The 15653-nt window shown below is 64.0% G+C and carries 20 protein-coding genes; 17 read left to right on the top strand and 3 right to left on the bottom strand.

Annotated elements, in window-relative coordinates:
- Position 1: 1 nt before the first annotated feature.
- Entirely contained in the window at positions 2-694 is a 693-nt protein-coding gene (locus ACVOLZ_RS12315; protein WP_481516395.1) for a DUF3108 domain-containing protein, read from the top strand.
- Between the two features lie 194 nt (positions 695-888).
- Here ACVOLZ_RS12315 and ACVOLZ_RS12310 read toward each other — a convergent pair whose 3' ends face one another.
- The 3 genes from ACVOLZ_RS12310 to ACVOLZ_RS12300 are packed head-to-tail and all read right to left on the bottom strand — an operon-like array spanning position 889 to position 2738.
- Positions 889-1197, bottom strand: a complete 309-nt coding sequence (locus ACVOLZ_RS12310; protein ID WP_481516394.1) for an EF-hand domain-containing protein — start codon at positions 1195-1197, stop codon at positions 889-891.
- Entirely contained in the window at positions 1194-2468 is a 1275-nt protein-coding gene (murA, locus tag ACVOLZ_RS12305) for a UDP-N-acetylglucosamine 1-carboxyvinyltransferase (protein ID WP_481516393.1), read from the bottom strand. Before murA ends, ACVOLZ_RS12310 begins: the two co-directional genes overlap by 4 nt.
- Positions 2469-2507: 39 nt before the next feature.
- Positions 2508-2738, bottom strand: coding sequence for a BolA family protein (locus tag ACVOLZ_RS12300; protein ID WP_296251001.1), 231 nt, complete (start codon positions 2736-2738; stop codon positions 2508-2510).
- Between the two features lie 52 nt (positions 2739-2790).
- On the opposite strand from ACVOLZ_RS12300, the gene ACVOLZ_RS12295 reads away from it, so the two are divergent.
- From ACVOLZ_RS12295 to ACVOLZ_RS12220, 16 genes are all read left to right on the top strand, one after another.
- Positions 2791-3792: a KpsF/GutQ family sugar-phosphate isomerase gene (locus tag ACVOLZ_RS12295; RefSeq protein ID WP_481516392.1), complete on the top strand. Its 1002-nt coding sequence runs from the start codon at positions 2791-2793 to the stop codon at positions 3790-3792.
- A 62-nt stretch (positions 3793-3854) separates the two neighbouring features.
- Complete coding sequence (locus tag ACVOLZ_RS12290) at positions 3855-4400, top strand: KdsC family phosphatase (protein WP_481516391.1); 546 nt, start codon at positions 3855-3857, stop codon at positions 4398-4400.
- On the top strand, positions 4400-4966 hold the full coding sequence (gene lptC / locus ACVOLZ_RS12285; protein ID WP_481516390.1) for an LPS export ABC transporter periplasmic protein LptC: 567 nt from the start codon (positions 4400-4402) through the stop codon (positions 4964-4966). Before ACVOLZ_RS12290 ends, lptC begins: the two co-directional genes overlap by 1 nt.
- Entirely contained in the window at positions 4944-5471 is a 528-nt protein-coding gene (gene lptA, locus ACVOLZ_RS12280; RefSeq protein WP_282267857.1) for a lipopolysaccharide transport periplasmic protein LptA, read from the top strand. Before lptC ends, lptA begins: the two co-directional genes overlap by 23 nt.
- Complete coding sequence (lptB, locus tag ACVOLZ_RS12275) at positions 5471-6190, top strand: LPS export ABC transporter ATP-binding protein (RefSeq protein WP_481511445.1); 720 nt, start codon at positions 5471-5473, stop codon at positions 6188-6190. The genes lptA and lptB overlap by 1 nt, the downstream gene beginning before the upstream one ends.
- Positions 6191-6230: 40 nt before the next feature.
- Positions 6231-7661 carry an RNA polymerase factor sigma-54 gene (locus ACVOLZ_RS12270; protein ID WP_481516389.1) on the top strand — a complete coding sequence of 477 codons (1431 nt, stop codon included), beginning with the start codon at positions 6231-6233 and terminating at the stop codon, positions 7659-7661.
- A 58-nt stretch (positions 7662-7719) separates the two neighbouring features.
- A complete protein-coding gene (gene hpf, locus ACVOLZ_RS12265) occupies positions 7720-8034 on the top strand; it encodes a ribosome hibernation-promoting factor, HPF/YfiA family (RefSeq protein WP_282267862.1) in 315 nt (104 codons plus the stop codon).
- 25 nt (positions 8035-8059) lie between these two features.
- Positions 8060-8512: a PTS sugar transporter subunit IIA gene (locus ACVOLZ_RS12260; protein WP_481516388.1), complete on the top strand. Its 453-nt coding sequence runs from the start codon at positions 8060-8062 to the stop codon at positions 8510-8512.
- Positions 8509-9459, top strand: coding sequence for an HPr(Ser) kinase/phosphatase (gene hprK, locus ACVOLZ_RS12255; RefSeq protein WP_481516387.1), 951 nt, complete (start codon positions 8509-8511; stop codon positions 9457-9459). The genes ACVOLZ_RS12260 and hprK overlap by 4 nt, the downstream gene beginning before the upstream one ends.
- On the top strand, positions 9456-10334 hold the full coding sequence (gene rapZ, locus ACVOLZ_RS12250; RefSeq protein WP_481516386.1) for an RNase adapter RapZ: 879 nt from the start codon (positions 9456-9458) through the stop codon (positions 10332-10334). Before hprK ends, rapZ begins: the two co-directional genes overlap by 4 nt.
- 98 nt (positions 10335-10432) lie before the next feature.
- Positions 10433-10825: a PTS sugar transporter subunit IIA gene (locus ACVOLZ_RS12245; protein ID WP_313170341.1), complete on the top strand. Its 393-nt coding sequence runs from the start codon at positions 10433-10435 to the stop codon at positions 10823-10825.
- The gene (locus ACVOLZ_RS12240; protein ID WP_282267872.1) at positions 10818-11087 is read left to right on the top strand and encodes an HPr family phosphocarrier protein; all 270 of its coding nucleotides are present in this window, start codon (positions 10818-10820) and stop codon (positions 11085-11087) included. The genes ACVOLZ_RS12245 and ACVOLZ_RS12240 overlap by 8 nt, the downstream gene beginning before the upstream one ends.
- Positions 11088-11133: 46 nt before the next feature.
- Entirely contained in the window at positions 11134-12855 is a 1722-nt protein-coding gene (gene ptsP / locus ACVOLZ_RS12235; protein ID WP_481516385.1) for a phosphoenolpyruvate--protein phosphotransferase, read from the top strand.
- A gap of 118 nt (positions 12856-12973) precedes the next feature.
- Positions 12974-14335, top strand: coding sequence for a magnesium transporter (gene mgtE / locus ACVOLZ_RS12230; protein WP_282267877.1), 1362 nt, complete (start codon positions 12974-12976; stop codon positions 14333-14335).
- 126 nt (positions 14336-14461) lie between these two features.
- Positions 14462-14725 (top strand): hypothetical protein, encoded by a 264-nt coding sequence (locus ACVOLZ_RS12225; protein ID WP_481516384.1) that lies wholly within the window; start codon positions 14462-14464, stop codon positions 14723-14725.
- A gap of 77 nt (positions 14726-14802) precedes the next feature.
- Positions 14803-15540, top strand: a complete 738-nt coding sequence (locus ACVOLZ_RS12220; protein WP_481516383.1) for a hypothetical protein — start codon at positions 14803-14805, stop codon at positions 15538-15540.
- Positions 15541-15653: the final 113 nt, after the last annotated feature.

Raw genomic sequence — 15653 nt, 5'->3', positions numbered from 1 at the left:
CGTGACACTTACGCTTAAAACCGTCCTTCTCCCGCTTGCAGCTGCCCTGCTGGCATCCCTGGCCCCAACTGCCGATGCCGCCGTAGAACGTTTCGATGGCCGCTACACCGCCAGCTACAAGGGGCTCAGCGCAACCGCCCGGATGACTGTCACCCCGGCCCGCAATGGTTCCTGGATGTATTTGCTGACCCTGGATCACATGGTTGCCAAGCTGAGCCAAGCCACGGTGTTCCAGGACATGGGAACGCAGTACCGGCCACTGGGCGGCAGTGACCGGACCAGCTATGCCTCAGTCCAGCGCGGTGTCATTACCAGCTACAACTGGGCAGCCGGCCAAGCGCGCTGGAGCGGCGACGTCAAACCTAGCCGCGCCGGGCCGGTAGCCCTGCAGAATGGCGACATGGACGCACTGTTGATCAACCTGGCATTGGCACGCGACGTACCCGCCGGGCGCCCTCTGTCCTATCGCATGGTCGAGAACGGGCGCGCACGGCCGATGAACTACCGGGTGATCGGTCGCGAGCAGGTCACCATCGGCGGCCGCAATTACGACGCCACCAAGGTTGCCCAGGGCGGCGCTGAAAAGCAGACCATCGCCTGGATCGTGGCCGGGATTCCGGCACCAGTACGCATCGTCCAGCGCGAGAACGGCGCCACCACGATCAGCCTGCAGATGAACTCCTGGTCGCGCTGAGCACAACATTACCCATACGTAGCCCGGGCAAGCAACAGCGAACCCGGGACCTTGGCAACAGCTGCAATACGTAACGGCAGGGCTCAAGCGGGAGCTGCGCCCTGCCTGAGCTGCATCAACCCGGTCGCGCTGCGCTTACCCGGGTTGCATTGGTTGGGCAGAGAACAGCGCCGCAGCCCTGTGGCGCAGTCCTGCTATTCGGCTGCAGCCTTCTTGAACACCGTGCGGCAATCGCGGCGGAATTCTTCACCGCTGCTGCGCCAGATGAAGCTGCGGCACTGGCGATCGCCCTCTTCGCTGTCCTTCACCTGCACCGCATAGAACGCTTGCAGGAACTCGTCACGACTGACCTGGCCATCGCCATTCCAGTCCATCTGTTCCTTTTCAACGCCCTGGGTGATGGCCACGCCGCTGTACCAGCCCCAGCCCAACCAGGCCAGGGCAAGCAGCACCAGACCCAGCAGGGCCTTGCGACGCGGGGTGAAGCGCCCCTTGAGGATCATGCGATCCGCCGCACGTTGGCACCCAGACCACTGAGCTTTTCCTCAATGTTTTCGTAGCCACGATCCAGGTGGTAGATGCGGTCGATGCTGGTTTCATCAGCAGCCACCAGCCCGGCCAGGATCAAGCAGGCCGAGGCGCGCAGATCGGTCGCCATCACCGGCGCGCCACTGAGCCTCTCAACGCCACGCACGATCGCGGTATGACCTTCGATCTGGATATCGGCGCCCAGACGCAGCAGCTCATTGACGTGCATGAAGCGGTTTTCAAAGATGGTTTCGGTGATCACACCGACGCCATCGGCCACGCAGTTCATCGCCATGAACTGGGCCTGCATGTCGGTCGGGAACGCCGGGTGCGGCGCGGTGGTGATGTTCACCGCCTTGGGCCGCTTGCCGTGCATGTCCAGGGTGATGCTGTCATCGGTGGTGCTGATCTCAGCGCCGGCCTCGGTCAGCTTGTGCAGCACAGCGTCCATCGTGTCCGGCCGCGCATTGCGCACCGTGACGCGACCACCGCTCATCGCCGCAGCGACCAGGAAGGTGCCGGTCTCGATGCGATCGGGCAACACCGCGTGGCGGCCGCCGTGCAGGCGCTCGACGCCTTCCACAACCAGGCGCGCGGTGCCTATGCCTTCAATCTTCGCGCCCAGTGCAATCAGGCAATGCGCCAGATCGGCCACTTCCGGCTCCATCGCGGCGTTTTCCAGCACCGTGGTGCCATCAGCCAGTACAGCGGCCATCAGCACGTTCTCGGTGCCGGTGACGCTGACCATGTCGAAGGTATAGCGACCGCCCTTCAGGCGCCCGTCGACGTGGGCCTTGATGAAGCCGTTCTCGACAGTGATCTCCGCACCCAGCGCCTGCAGGCCCTTGATGTGCTGGTCAACCGGGCGCGAGCCGATGGCACAACCGCCCGGCAGCGACACTTCGGCCTTGCCGAACTTGGCCAGCAACGGACCCAGCACCAGGATCGAGGCGCGCATGGTCTTGACCAGCTCATACGGTGCCACGTGCTGATTGACGGTGCGCGGATCCACCACCACCGCGCTGCCGCGCGACAGCGTGCCCTGGTCGATGGTGACCTTGGCACCGAGCTCACCGAGCAGCTTGACGGTGGTGATCACGTCGTGCAGGTGCGGCACGTTGGTGATTTCCACCGGCGCATCGGCCAGCAAGGTGGCGCACAGGATCGGCAGAACGGCGTTCTTGGCGCCGGAGATATGAACCTCACCGTTCAGCGCATTGCCGCCGGTGACTACGATTTTTGCCATGGTTTTGAGGCCGGTATAAGGAGAAGAGAGTGCGCCGGCTCAGCCAGCTTCACCCGGAGTAATGGTTTTCAGCGCCAGCGCGTGGATCGCACCGCCCATCAGATCGCCCAGCGTCGCATACACCATGCGGTGGCGCGCCAACGGCATCTTGCCGGCAAATGCCTCACAGACCACCGTGGCCTCGAAGTGCACTCCGTCGTCGCCCTGCACATCGGCGCGGGCGCCCGGCAGGCCGGCTTCGATCAGATTTCGGATGGTCTCGGCGTCCAAAGCGCTTTCCTAATAAAATGAACCCCCATTCTACTCTCCGAGTGGCATCCGTATGGCTGCTTCCCCGCTTTCCCTGGATACATTGCGCGACACCGATCTGGTGGCCAGTGGTCACCGCGTGTTCGAGATCGAGCGCGACGAACTGGACCGGGTAGGCGGTCGCATCGGCGCCGAGTTCGCCGCGGCCTGCCGGCTGGTACTGGCTTCGCGTGGTCGCGTGGTCACCACCGGCATGGGCAAATCCGGGCATATCGCACGCAAGATCGCCGCCACTCTGGCCTCGACCGGCACGCCCTCGTTCTATGTGCATCCGGGCGAAGCCGGGCACGGCGATCTTGGCATGATCACCGAAGATGACGTGGTTTTGGCGCTGTCCTATTCCGGTGAATCGGACGAAGTACTGACCCTGCTACCGGTGTTCAAACGCCAAGGCAACCCGTTGATTTCCATGACCGGGCGGCCGCAATCGAGTCTGGCGCTGGCTGCCGATGTGCATCTGGACGTGAACGTCGACCACGAGGCCTGCCCGCTGGCCCTGGCCCCGACTTCCAGCACCACCGCCTCATTGGCAATGGGTGATGCACTGGCGGTGGCCCTGCTGGACGCGCGCGGCTTCACCGCCGACGACTTTGCCCGCTCCCATCCGGCAGGCAGCCTGGGTCGGCGCCTGCTGCTGCACATCACCGACGTGATGCATGCCGGCGACGACCTGCCCAGCGTCAGTGACCAGGCAAGCCTCAGCCAGGCACTGATGGAAATGAGCCGCAAACGGCTGGGCATGACCGCCGTGGTCGATGCCCAGGGCAGGCTGGTCGGGCTGTTCACCGACGGCGACCTGCGCCGTGCGCTGGACACCGATCTGGACGTACGCACCGCCAGCATCGCCCAGGTGATGACCCGCAACCCGCGCACCATCGGTGCCGACCAACTGGCCGCAGAAGCCGCGCGACTGCTGGAAACCCACAAGATCAATGGCTTGATCGTGGTCGATAGCGACAATCACCCCGTCGGCGCCCTGAACATTCATGACCTGTTGCGGGCAAAAGTCGTCTAAACCCCGCACAATCAACGACCTCGGGCCAAAGCCCGACCTGCCGCAACGGATACTGCCTGCCAATGCCTTACTCGCCGCTAGCGCTTTTCCCCGCCAATCTGCACGCCACCGCCAGCGCTATCCGCCTGGCCTGCTTTGACGTGGACGGCACCCTGACCGACGGTCGGCTGTTCTACGACCATGCCGGCAACGAGAGCAAGGCGTATTACGTGCAGGACGGGCTGGGCCTGAAGCTGCTGCAGCAGCACGGCATCCATCCGGTGTTGATCACCGCGCGCAACAGCCTGTCGGCGCAGCGGCGCGGGGCTGATCTGGGCATCGACACGCAGATCGCGGTCGGCGACAAGCTGGCCAGCGTGCGTGCCTTGTGCGAACAGCATGGCATCGGCCTGGACCAGGTCGCCTTCATGGGCGACGACCTTCCCGATCTGGCGCCGCTATGCGCGGCCGGGCTTGCGGTAGCGCCGGCCGATGCGCATCCGTGGATCGCCGAACGCGTGCACTGGCAGACCCGTGCCCAAGGCGGGCGTGGCGCAGCGCGCGAACTGTGTGACGTCCTGCTGGCCGCGCAGGGCAAACTTGACGCAGTCCTGGCGAGGTTTTCCTGATGAGTTGGCGCTCAGTTCTTGGTATCGGCCTGCTGTTGGCCGCCCTGCTCAGCGGCTGGTCGGCATGGCGCAACCGCGCCAACACCGCGCCAACCGCTGTTGAAGTGGGCAGCACCGACTTCACCCTGACCGACTTCGAGATCGTCACCCTGGACAAGCAGGGCCAGGAATCGATGACCCTGCGTGCACCGTCGATGGTGCGCAACCGCATCGACCAGACGTCCAACATAACCAAGCCATTGTTCCTGTTGCCTGACACGGCCGGGCAGCACTGGCAACTGAGCGCCGATACCGGCTGGGTCAGCCCCAAGGGTGAGGAGCTGCGCCTGCGCGGCAATGTTGCTGGCGACAGCCCCACCGATGGCAAGACCCCGCCAACCACTTTCCGTACTGACGCGCTGGACGTGTTCGCCGAACAGAATCTGGCGCGCACCGATGCACAAGTGACGCTGACCCGACCGGGCCTGTCGCAGACCGGCGTCGGATTCCGCGCCAATCTCAAATCCCAGCAGTATTCACTCCTTTCCCAGGTCAAGACCCGCTATGAACCCAAAGCTGCCCGCTAAGCTCGCGTCGATCACGCTGCTCGCCGTCCTGCTCGCACCCGGCCTGGCGTGGTCCAAGGCATCGGATCGCAACCAGCCGATGACCATCGATTCCAACAACAATGACTGCAATTTCAGCGACAACGGCAAATGCCAGTTCAGCGGCAACGTGATCATCACGCAGGGATCGATGGAGATCCACGCCGACACCGCCGATGTGATCCGCAAGAACGGCGAAACCGAGCGCGTGATCCTCACCGGCAAACAAGCCACGCTGAAGCAACAGATGGATGACAACACCTGGATGAATGCCCGTGCCGACAACATGGACTACAACATCAACAGCGAAATCATCATCCTGACCGGCAACTACAAGGTTGAATCCGAGCGCGGCACCAATGCCGGCCAGCGCATGGTCTACAACACCCGCAGCGGCGCGATGCAGAGCGGCGGCGATGGCACCCGCGTGCGCACCGTGATCCAGCCCAAGAACAAGGCGCCGGCAGCGGCAGGAGAAGCCAAGTAATGCTCGTTGCCCAAGGCCTGCGCAAGCGCTACAAGAACCGCGAAGTCGTCAAGGACTTCGGGCTGACCCTGGATGCCGGCGAAGTGGTCGGCGTGCTCGGCCCCAACGGTGCCGGCAAAACCACCTGTTTCTACATGATCGTTGGGCTGGTCGCCGCCGATGCCGGCAGCATCGTGCTCGATGGCAAGGACATCACCTCCGAGCCGATGTACGAGCGCGCCAAGCTGGGCGTGGGTTATCTGCCGCAGGAGCCATCGGTGTTCCGCAAGCTCAGCGTGGCCGACAACATCCGCCTGGTGCTGGAACTGCGCACCGACCTCGACAACGTCGGCCGCGAGCGCGAACTGTCCTCGCTGCTGGACGAACTGCAGATCAGCCATGTCGCCGACCAGACCGGCGCCAGCCTGTCCGGCGGTGAGCGCCGCCGCTGCGAAATCGCCCGCGCACTGGCCGCAAAGCCACGCCTGATCCTGCTCGACGAACCGTTTGCCGGTGTCGATCCGATCTCGGTCGGCGAGATCCAGCGCATCGTGACCCACCTCAAGCAACGCGGCATCGGTGTGTTGATCACCGATCACAATGTGCGCGAAACCTTGGGAATCTGCGACCGGGCGTATATCCTCGCTGAAGGCAGCGTACTGGCGCAGGGGGCACCGGAAGATCTGCTTGCCAATACTGACGTGCGCCGTGTTTACCTCGGGGACGCTTTCACCCTCTGAGTCGCAGCGCCACGTCGGGCCCTACCCGAACGGATCAGGCATGAAAGCTCGGCTGCAGACATCGATGGGACAGAACCTGGTCATGACGCCGCAGTTGCGTCAGGCCATCCGTCTTCTGCAGATGTCCAGCACCGAGCTCGAACTGGAACTGACCGAGGCGGTGGAGACCAATCCACTGCTGGAATGGGCCGAGAATTCCGAAGGCGCCGACGGCGACGAAGCTCCCGCAAGCAGCGCCAACGATGATGCCCCGATCGATCCCGCACAAGGCGACATCAACGCCGATGGCGAAGATTGGGACGGCGGCGATGAGGACTGGAGCAGTGGTCGCTCCGGCTCCTTCGATGGTGACGAAGACGACGAGCGCGAACAGGCCGAAGACGGCGACACCCTGGCCGATCACCTGCTGTGGCAACTGCACCTGACCCATCTGGGTCCGTGTGATCGCGCCATCGGCGTGGCCTTGATCGACGCTTTGGATGAAGACGGTTATCTGCGCGAGCCCTTGTCGGCAATCGCACAGACGCTGTTGCCCGAGATCCGCGCCGACGAAGACGAGATCGTCGCAGTACTGCGTCAGATCCAACGCTTTGACCCGGCCGGCGTAGGCGCACGCAGCCTGGGCGAGTGCCTGAGCCTGCAGTTGGACGTACTGCCCTGCCAAACCCCTGCCCTGGCCTTGGCCCGGCGCATCGCCGATGGCCCACTGGAGCGCCTGCCGCGCGCAGGCATCAGCGGCATCGCGCAGGAGCTCAAGCAGCCGGTTGCCGACGTCGAAGAAGCCGTGCAGCTATTGCGCTCTCTCGACCCGCGCCCGGGCAAACAATTGGGACAGATGACCTCGGACACCTATGTGGTGCCCGATTGCGTGGTCTGGCGCCAGCGTGGCATCTGGCGCTGTGCGCTGGCCGGCCACGCAGGTCCGCGGGTGGTCATCAATCAAAGCTACGAGCAACTGATCCGCCGCTGTGGCGACGCCGATGCCAGCTATCTGCGCGCACAGCTGCAGGAGGCACGCTGGCTGCTGAAGAGCCTGCAGGCGCGTGGCGAAACCCTGTTACGGGTGGTCAGCAGCCTGCTGCATCACCAGGCAGGCTTCCTGGAATTTGGCGAACAGGCACTGCGTCCGCTAACGCTGCGTGAAATCGCCGGCGAACTTGAGCTGCACGAATCCACCATTTCGCGCGCCATCGCCCGCAAGTATGTGCGCACCCCGCGCGGCACCCTGCCGCTGCGCGCCTTCTTCGCCTCCGGCATTGATACCGAAGGCGGTGGTGAGGCCTCCAGCACCGCCATCCAATCGATGATCCGCAACCTGATCGATGCGGAAAACCCGCGCAAACCGCTTTCTGACGCCAAGCTGGCTGAGATGCTCAAAACAAGTGGCATACCGGTAGCGCGCCGCACCGTTGCGAAGTATCGTGAGGCCATGAACATCTGTGCCTCTCACGAACGCGTCCGCATCGCCTGAAGCATTCGTTGAGCAGCGCAGGGTTCATTAGGCAACCCCGAACCACAGGAGGAATCCGATGCGTATCGAGACGTATGGCCAGCAAGTTGAAGTCACGCCTGCCCTGAAGGAGTACGTGGAAACAAAGCTGGAGCGGCTGGGTCGACACTTTGACCAGCACTGCGAAGTACGAGTCCAGTTGTCCACCCGCAAGCCTGACTACCTCGTCGTCGCCACGGTGAATTTACCCGGGCGCACCCTGCACGCCGATGCTGCAGAACCCACCATGTATGCAGCCATCGACGTGCTGGCCGACAAGCTCGACCGACTGGTCATAAAGCACAAGGAAAAGCATCTTCCCCACGCATCGCATGCTCTGCGCGACAATGGCTGATCTTTATACCCAGCCGTAAGCCAACATGCCGTTGACCGACCTGATGGCGGCCGTGAGTACCCAGGTACTCGCGGTCGCTGATCGAGACAGCACCCTGATTGCCGCCTCCCGCCTGCTAGCCTGTCGTGAGGCCGGTGCGGACAGCCTGTTTTTAAGCCTGCGCGAACGTGAAATCGTCGGCAGCACCGCCATTGGCCACGGTATCGCCATCCCCCACGGGCGTTCGGAAACCCTGCAGGAGCCCCGCGGCGCCCTGCTACGGCTGCAACAACCCGTTGATTTCGGCGGCGACGAACCGGTGGACCTGGTCTTTGCGATGGCCGTACCCGCGCATTACACCCATCAACACCTGATGCTACTGTCCGAGCTGGCGGAGATTTTCTCCGACCCCGACATCCGTCAGGCACTGCGTATTGCCCCCGATGCGCAGACCCTCAAGAACATCATCATCAACCCGCAGCAGGCGCGTAGCGGATGAATACCAGCATCACCGCCCAGGAACTCTTCGACCACCAACGCGAGAAGCTCGACCTGCGCTGGGTCGCCGGCCATGCCGGTGCGCAACGTGAGCTGGAGGCCGGCAATACGGTCTCGCGACGGCCCTCGCTGGCCGGCTACCTCAACACCATCTACCCGAACAAAGTGCAGATCCTCGGCACCGAGGAACTCACCTGGCTGGATTCGCTGGATGCCCGCCAGCGCTGGGAAGTGATCGAGCGCATCATCCAGGCGCGGCCACTGGCGATGGTCATCACCAAGAGCCACGGCTGCCCGGAAGACCTGCGCTCGGCCGCCGATGAATCGCAGACCCCGTTGTGGGTGTCACCGCGCCGTGGCCACGAGCTGCTCAACCACCTCAGCTACCACCTGGCCCGCACGCTGGCGCCGCGGGTGATCCTGCATGGCGTATTCATGGAGATCTACTCCATCGGCGTGCTGATCACCGGCGAAGCTGGCTCGGGCAAGAGCGAACTGGCGCTGGAATTGCTGTCACGCGGCCACCGCCTGGTTGCCGATGACGCCCCCGAATTCACCCAGATCGCCCCCGACGTGCTCGACGGCACCTGCCCGGAGCTGCTGCAGGACCTGCTGGAAGTGCGCGGGCTGGGCGTACTGAATGTGCGGCAGATGTTTGGTGACACGTCTGTAAAGAAGAACAAGTACCTTCGCCTCATCGTCCACCTGACCAAGCCGATGACCGAGCCCAGCAGCTATGGCTATGAGCGCCTCACCGGCGATTCCGGCAAGCGACACGTGCTGGACCTGGACGTGCCGCTGATCACCTTGCCGGTGATGCCCGGCCGCAACCTGGCCGTGCTGACCGAAGCCGCCACCCGCCTGCATATACTGCGAACCAAGGGCATCGACCCGGCGGCGATGTTCATCGCCCGCCATAGCAACCTGCTGGAGCAACGTAGTTCATGAGTGCGCACCCTGCATCGGTACTGATCATCGTCAGCGGCTTGTCCGGCTCGGGCAAATCGGTGGCATTGAAGACCTTTGAAGACCTGGACTACTACTGCTCGGACAATATCCCGGTAAACCTGCTGCCGGAGTTCGTACGCGGTGTACTCGGCGAACGTGATGAGAACCGCCCGCAGCGGCTGGTGGTCGGCATCGACGTACGCGGCCGCAGCGACCTCAGCCAACTTGCTGCCTGGCGTAAAACCGCTTTGGATTACGGCATCGAGGCGCGCCTGCTGTTCTTCGAAGCCGACGACGACACCTTGCTGGCCCGCTACGCCGACACCCGCCGTCGTCATCCGCTGAGCCACCTTGGCCTGTCGCTGCCGGAAGCCATTGCCCGCGAGCGCGAACTGACCGCCCCGCTGCGGCGCGAAGCCGATGCCATCATCGACACCACCCGCCTCAACGTGCACCAGCTGCGACGCAGGGTAATCACCGAATTCGCACTCAGCCATGAGAGCAAGCTGTCGCTGTTGTTCGAGTCTTTCGCCTACAAGCGTGGCGTGCCGGCCGAAGCCGATTTCGTATTCGATGCACGGGTGCTGCCCAATCCGCATTGGGACCCCGAGCTGCGCTCATTGACCGGGCGCGACCGCGAAGTCCGCGAATATCTGGACGCCCAACCCGAGGTGGTGCGCTACGTCACCCAACTGCAGGACCTGCTCGACACCTGGCTGCCCAAGCTGGGCAGCGAGACCCGCAGCTATGTCACCGTGGCCTTTGGCTGCACCGGCGGCAAACACCGCTCGGTCTACCTGGCCGAACGCCTGGCCCGGCATGCGCGTGAGCAGGGTTGGCAGGATGTGGCCACCTTCCATCGCGAACAGGATTGAAAGGGCGCATGCGGGTTCTCCGCGCATGCCCTGAATGGCACACAGAAGACAGTTTTAAGCGCTATCGCGGACTTGCCCTGACCTGTTAACGTTCAGGGATGACCTGCGGCATTCTCCTAGTAACTCATACCGGTGTCGGCACTTCCCTGCTGGAAGTGACGACGGCCTTGTTGCGGCAACTGCCGCTGAAAACAGAAGCGTTCGAAGTGCCTTTCGACGCCGACCTTGATGCCCTGTTGCCTGCTGCTTCGGCGGCGATGCGGCGGGTGGAAGGTGAAGGCGGCGTGTTGATACTGACCGATCTGTACGGTGCCAGCCCGAGCAATCTTGCCGGCAAACTGGCGCGTTTGGGCACACCTACCCGGCGTGTATCGGGATTGAGTCTGGCGATGTTGCTGCGGGTAATGAACTATCCGGAACAGGGATTGGACCAACTGCCCGCCACTGCGGCGGCGGGCGCTCGCAACGGAGTCATCACCGACGATGCTTGAACAAGAACTCATGGTTTCCAACCGGCTGGGTCTGCATGCCCGGGCCACCGCCAAACTGGTGCAGGTGCTGTCGGCCTTCCGCTCCAATGCCACGCTTGTGGCCAAGGGCCGCGAGGTCAACGCCAAAAGCATCATGGGCGTGATGTTGCTGGCCGCCGCCCAAGGCACGCCGGTAACGGTGCGCGTGGACGGCGAAGACGAAGCTGCCGCACTGGAGGCGGTTGCCGCTCTGTTCGAGCGTCGTTTCGACGAGGACAGCTGATGCCACAAGCCGCGCGCGCAGCTGCAGCCATGATGAGGAGCCTGCAGTGGTGACTCGTCTAACGGGCCTACCGGCGTCCCGTGGCTCTGCTTTGGGCCGCGCGCGCGTGCGCCTTCCACATGTGCAGGACATTGGTGAAAAGCGCGTTGCGGCTGCTGCGGTGGAACACGAACTGGAGCGCCTGCACCGTGCCACCGATGCGGCACGCCAGGAAATGCGCGATCTGCGCACCCGCCTGCAAGGTGCATTGCCGGCCGAAGTAGGCGAGTTCCTCGACCTGCACGCCATGCTGCTGGACGACCCCGAGCTGCTGACCGGCCTGGACGAGCTGGTACGCAGCAAGCGCTACAGCGCCAGCCATGCATTGCGCGTGCAGCGCGACCGCCTGGCACAGGTGTTTGAAGGCATGGAAGATGCCTACCTGAAAAGCCGGATGGATGATCTGGACCATGTGATCGGCCGCATCCAGTCCTTCCTGCACAAACGCACCACCACCATGAAGGGGCTGGCCGGCGAAATCCTGGTCTGCGAGAACGTTGCTCCGTCGGAACTGGCCCAGCTGCAAGCGCAGGGCGTGGTCGGCATCGTCAGCAGCGCCGGCAGCGTGCTCTCGCACAGCGCCATCCTCGCCCGCAGCCTGCACATGCCGCTGGTGGTGGCGGCCAATGCGGTGCTGCAGAAAGTCAGCGATGGCGACGTACTGATACTGGACGGCGGCAGTGGCGAGATCGTGGTCGATCCGGGCCCGGACGATCTGCGCCAGTACCGCCTGCGCCAGCGCGAGCTGGCGCGCGAACAACGCGAACTGGGACGTTTGCGGGCCAAGCCCACGCGCACCCTCGATGGCGCCGAAATCACCCTGCTGGCCAATGCAGAGTCGCATGACGACGTCGCCCAGGCGCATGCGCTGGGCGCCCGTGGCCTGGGCCTGTATCGCACCGAATTCCTGTTCATGCAGCGCAACCAGCTGCCTGACGAAGAAGAACAGTTCCACGTCTACCGCGACACCGTACTGGGCATGAGCGGGCGCCCGGTCACCATCCGCACCCTGGACCTGGGCGCGGACAAGGCCGATCGCACCGGGCTGGTGCTCAGCAGCGAAGAAAACCCCGCACTGGGCCTGCGTGGCGTGCGCCTGTCACTGGCCAGGCCCAAGGTGTCCGACACCCAGCTGCGGGCAATCCTGCGCGCCTCCGGCTACGGGCCGCTGCGCATCCTGGTGCCGATGCTGACCACCCGTGAGGAAATCATGGCGGTACGGCGCCGGCTGTCGCGATTGGCCGCGATCCTGCGCAATGACGGCCATGAGGTGGCGGAGAACATCCCGGTCGGGGCGATGATCGAAGTGCCGGCAGCAGCTATCGCGCTGGAGACCTTCATCGACCAGGTCGACTTCCTGTCGATCGGCACCAACGATCTGGTTCAGTACCTGCTTGCCGCCGACCGCAACAACGACGCCGTGGCCGAGTTGTACTCGCCGCTGCATCCGGCAGTACTGCGGCTGCTGTACCAGGTGATTGAAACCGCACAGCGGCATGAAACCCCGGTAGCGGTCTGCGGTGAAATGGCAGGTGACGCGCGCATGACAGCCCTGCTGCTGGCTTTGGGGCTGACCGAATTCAGTCTGCACCCGGCCACCTTGCTGGAAGTGCGCCGCGCCATCCGGGAGGTCAACCTGGCCGAGCTCCGCCTGCAGGCCCCGCAATTGCTGGCTGCACGCGACCGCCGCGGCATTGAACGCTGGATCACCGGCAGCGCCGGGAACTGATTCCGGGCGCAACGGTTGTATGCAAGCCTGCGCATCGCACGTGATAATGGCGGGCTAAACACCGCCGTTGGCGCCCAACCGCCACGGACAGCGGCCATCACCATACCGGGAGCTGCGCATGGCTGAAGCCGTACGCCACGACAAGACCGCACGCCAGCTGCGCCTGCTTTCCGATGCATTGGACAGTGGCCGGCTTGGACCGGTGCGTCGCCTGGTCAACACCTTGTCGCCGGCCGAGATCGGCAATCTGCTCGAATCGCTGCCGCCGGGCAAGCGCGAAGTGGTGTGGGGTCTGGTCGACCCCGAGGACGACGGTGAGGTCTTGGTGCATGTCGGTGAAGACGTGCGCGAAAGCCTGCTGGCGGACATGGACGCGGACGAGATCATCGCCGCGGTCGAAGACCTGGACATCGACGATCTTGCCGATCTGGTCGAAGACCTGCCCGATACCGTCATCGACGAAGTGCTCAAGTCGATGGACCGCGAGAACCGCGAGCGGCTGGAGCAGGTGCTGTCCTACCCGGAAGACACCGCCGGCCGTTTGATGAACCCGGACGTGGTCACCGTGCGCGCCGACGTCAACGTCGATGTAGTGCTGCGCTACCTGCGCCTGCGCGGCGAACTGCCCGACCACACCGATCACCTGTTCGTGGTCAGCCGCCGTCACCAATATCTTGGCCGACTGTCGCTGGCCTCGCTGGTCACCCACGAAGACACCACCCCGATCAACCGCCTGATCGACGACGAGCAGCCGGCCATCGACGTGGGCGAAAGCGCCGACGAAGTGGCCCGCCAGTTCTCCGATCATGACTGGGTGTCGGCACCGGTGGTGGATGACAACAACATCCTGATCGGCCGCATCACCATCGATGACGTGGTCGACATCATCCGTGGCCAGGCCGATCACCAGGCCTTGGGCGCGGCCGGTCTGGATGAAGACGAAGACCTGTTCAGCCCGGTCTGGCGCGCCATGCGCCGGCGCCTGATGTGGTTGTCGGTGAACCTCTGCACCGCCTTCCTCGCCTCCAGCGTGGTCGGCCATTTCGAAGGCACCATCGACAAGCTGGTGGCGCTGGCGGTGCTGATGCCGATTGTCGCCGGGCTTGGCGGCAATGCAGGTACGCAGGTACTGGCGTTGATGATCCGTGGCCTGGCGCTGGGCCAGGTAGGCGCCTCCAATGCCCGCACCCTGCTGTGGAAAGAACTACGCGTAGCCCTGCTCAATGGCGTGGTACTGGGCACCGTGCTTGGCCTGATCGTACTGGCCTGGTTCCATATGCCCGGGCTGTCGCTGGTGATCGCCATCGCGCTGACCTTCAATCTATTGTTTGCCGCATCGGCCGGCGTGCTGGTGCCGTTGACGCTGAAGCGGCTGGGGTTCGACCCTGCCTTGGCCAGCGGCATCTTCCTGACCGCAGTCACCGACTCGATGGGTTTCTTCACCTTCCTCGGCCTGGCCACGTTGGTGCTGCTGCACTAGTCGCGGCGCCGCAGGAGCCGTAGCCCGGGTAAGCGCAAACGCACCCGGGAACTCCGCACATAAAGCCCCGGGTGCGCTTCCGCTTACCCGGGCTACACTTCCCCGCCCTTGCTTCAGGCCTTACCCATGACCATCACTGTCAGCGACTACTACCAGACCGGCTGGCGCGATGACCTGCACAACTGCCCGGCCTGCGAATGGAAAGGCAGCTCACGACAGATGGAAATGGAACTGCACGACGAGCAGACCGAATACGCCTGCCCCGAATGCGAGTACCCGCTGCTGGTGGTTCAGCACCCGGACCTGGCTCAAGTGCAGGCCGCTGCCGCAGCTGGCAATGAAGAAGCACAGCAGCAGTTGGCAATCCTGGCAATCGCACCGCGCAGCTAAGCACCTGCACCGGAGCCCCCTACCGATTCGCCGCGGCTCCGGCTACGCTGGCCTCCACATCGCTGCGCGGGGGACGTATGCGTTATCTGCTTTGTATTGCCCTGGCTTTGGCCTGCGCCAACGCACTTGCTGACGAACCCGACGATCCAGTCAGACTCAGCACCACACAGATCTACTCCCGGCCCGGTGAGCCAGCGCTGGGCAAGGAGTTGCGCGCTTCCGTGCAGGAGGCCAGCGCCCTGAATCTGAAGGGTGAACATGCCCAGGCCAAAGCCCTGCTACTCGACGTCGCACGACAATGTGACGCTTACCGTGCAGCGCCAGGACGACGTTCGCTGAGCTTCCGCACCCAACGCCAGTACGAGCTTTACCTGCGCGACCACGGCGACGGCGAGCCCATCGACTGGCTGGACAGCGCATGTGCCAACGTCTACATCCAACTAGGCTACATCGCCGTTGAACTGCGCGATGCGCCGCACGCAATACAGTGGCTGGACAAGGCCCATGCCACCGCGCCCTATGAACCTGAGGCACTGACCGAGCGCGGCGCGGCGCTGAACATCAGCAAGGATTGGCCCGCCGCCCTGAGTAGCTACCAGCAGGCATTGGCACTCACCCGAAGCCACCCTGAAGCCGCGTACGCCGAGGCGCTGGCCCTGCGCGGAACCGGCTACGCCTTGATTGAGCTTGGCGATCTGGACGCGGCCCAGGCCGCATACGAAGCGTCGTTGGCACTGGAACCCGGCAATAAAGTCGCCGAGAACGAAATGACCTACATCCGCCAGCAACGCAAGCGCCAGGCCGGCAAGCCATAGCAGCGTAGTGCCGAGCCATGCTCGGCAGAGGCCTTACAAGCAAACCCGGCGTAGTGCCGAGCCATGCTCGGCAAAGGCTCTACCGGTAACGCCCCAGCCGAGCATGGCGCGGC

Source organism: Stenotrophomonas sp. STEN020 (genome assembly GCF_056760195.1).
Note: the sequence above shows the minus strand (reverse complement) of the source record. Positions and strands in the feature narration are given on the sequence as shown.

Bases quoted from the DNA above. Each gene is read 5' to 3' on its own strand.
- ACVOLZ_RS12295 (WP_481516392.1), top strand. From the start codon at position 2,791: ATGGCTGCTTCCCCGCTTTCCCTGGATACATTGCGCGACACCGATCTG.
- hpf (WP_282267862.1), top strand. From the start codon at position 7,720: ATGCGTATCGAGACGTATGGCCAGCAAGTTGAAGTCACGCCTGCCCTG.
- lptB (WP_481511445.1), top strand. From the start codon at position 5,471: ATGCTCGTTGCCCAAGGCCTGCGCAAGCGCTACAAGAACCGCGAAGTC.
- mgtE (WP_282267877.1), top strand. From the start codon at position 12,974: ATGGCTGAAGCCGTACGCCACGACAAGACCGCACGCCAGCTGCGCCTG.
- ACVOLZ_RS12270 (WP_481516389.1), top strand. From the start codon at position 6,231: ATGAAAGCTCGGCTGCAGACATCGATGGGACAGAACCTGGTCATGACG.
- ACVOLZ_RS12240 (WP_282267872.1), top strand. From the start codon at position 10,818: ATGCTTGAACAAGAACTCATGGTTTCCAACCGGCTGGGTCTGCATGCC.
- lptA (WP_282267857.1), top strand. From the start codon at position 4,944: ATGAACCCAAAGCTGCCCGCTAAGCTCGCGTCGATCACGCTGCTCGCC.
- ACVOLZ_RS12220 (WP_481516383.1), top strand. From the start codon at position 14,803: ATGCGTTATCTGCTTTGTATTGCCCTGGCTTTGGCCTGCGCCAACGCA.
- ACVOLZ_RS12290 (WP_481516391.1), top strand. From the start codon at position 3,855: ATGCCTTACTCGCCGCTAGCGCTTTTCCCCGCCAATCTGCACGCCACC.
- murA (WP_481516393.1), bottom strand. From the start codon at position 2,468: ATGGCAAAAATCGTAGTCACCGGCGGCAATGCGCTGAACGGTGAGGTT.
- ACVOLZ_RS12225 (WP_481516384.1), top strand. From the start codon at position 14,462: ATGACCATCACTGTCAGCGACTACTACCAGACCGGCTGGCGCGATGAC.
- lptC (WP_481516390.1), top strand. From the start codon at position 4,400: ATGAGTTGGCGCTCAGTTCTTGGTATCGGCCTGCTGTTGGCCGCCCTG.
- rapZ (WP_481516386.1), top strand. From the start codon at position 9,456: ATGAGTGCGCACCCTGCATCGGTACTGATCATCGTCAGCGGCTTGTCC.
- ACVOLZ_RS12310 (WP_481516394.1), bottom strand. From the start codon at position 1,197: ATGATCCTCAAGGGGCGCTTCACCCCGCGTCGCAAGGCCCTGCTGGGT.
- ACVOLZ_RS12260 (WP_481516388.1), top strand. From the start codon at position 8,060: ATGCCGTTGACCGACCTGATGGCGGCCGTGAGTACCCAGGTACTCGCG.
- ACVOLZ_RS12245 (WP_313170341.1), top strand. From the start codon at position 10,433: ATGACCTGCGGCATTCTCCTAGTAACTCATACCGGTGTCGGCACTTCC.
- hprK (WP_481516387.1), top strand. From the start codon at position 8,509: ATGAATACCAGCATCACCGCCCAGGAACTCTTCGACCACCAACGCGAG.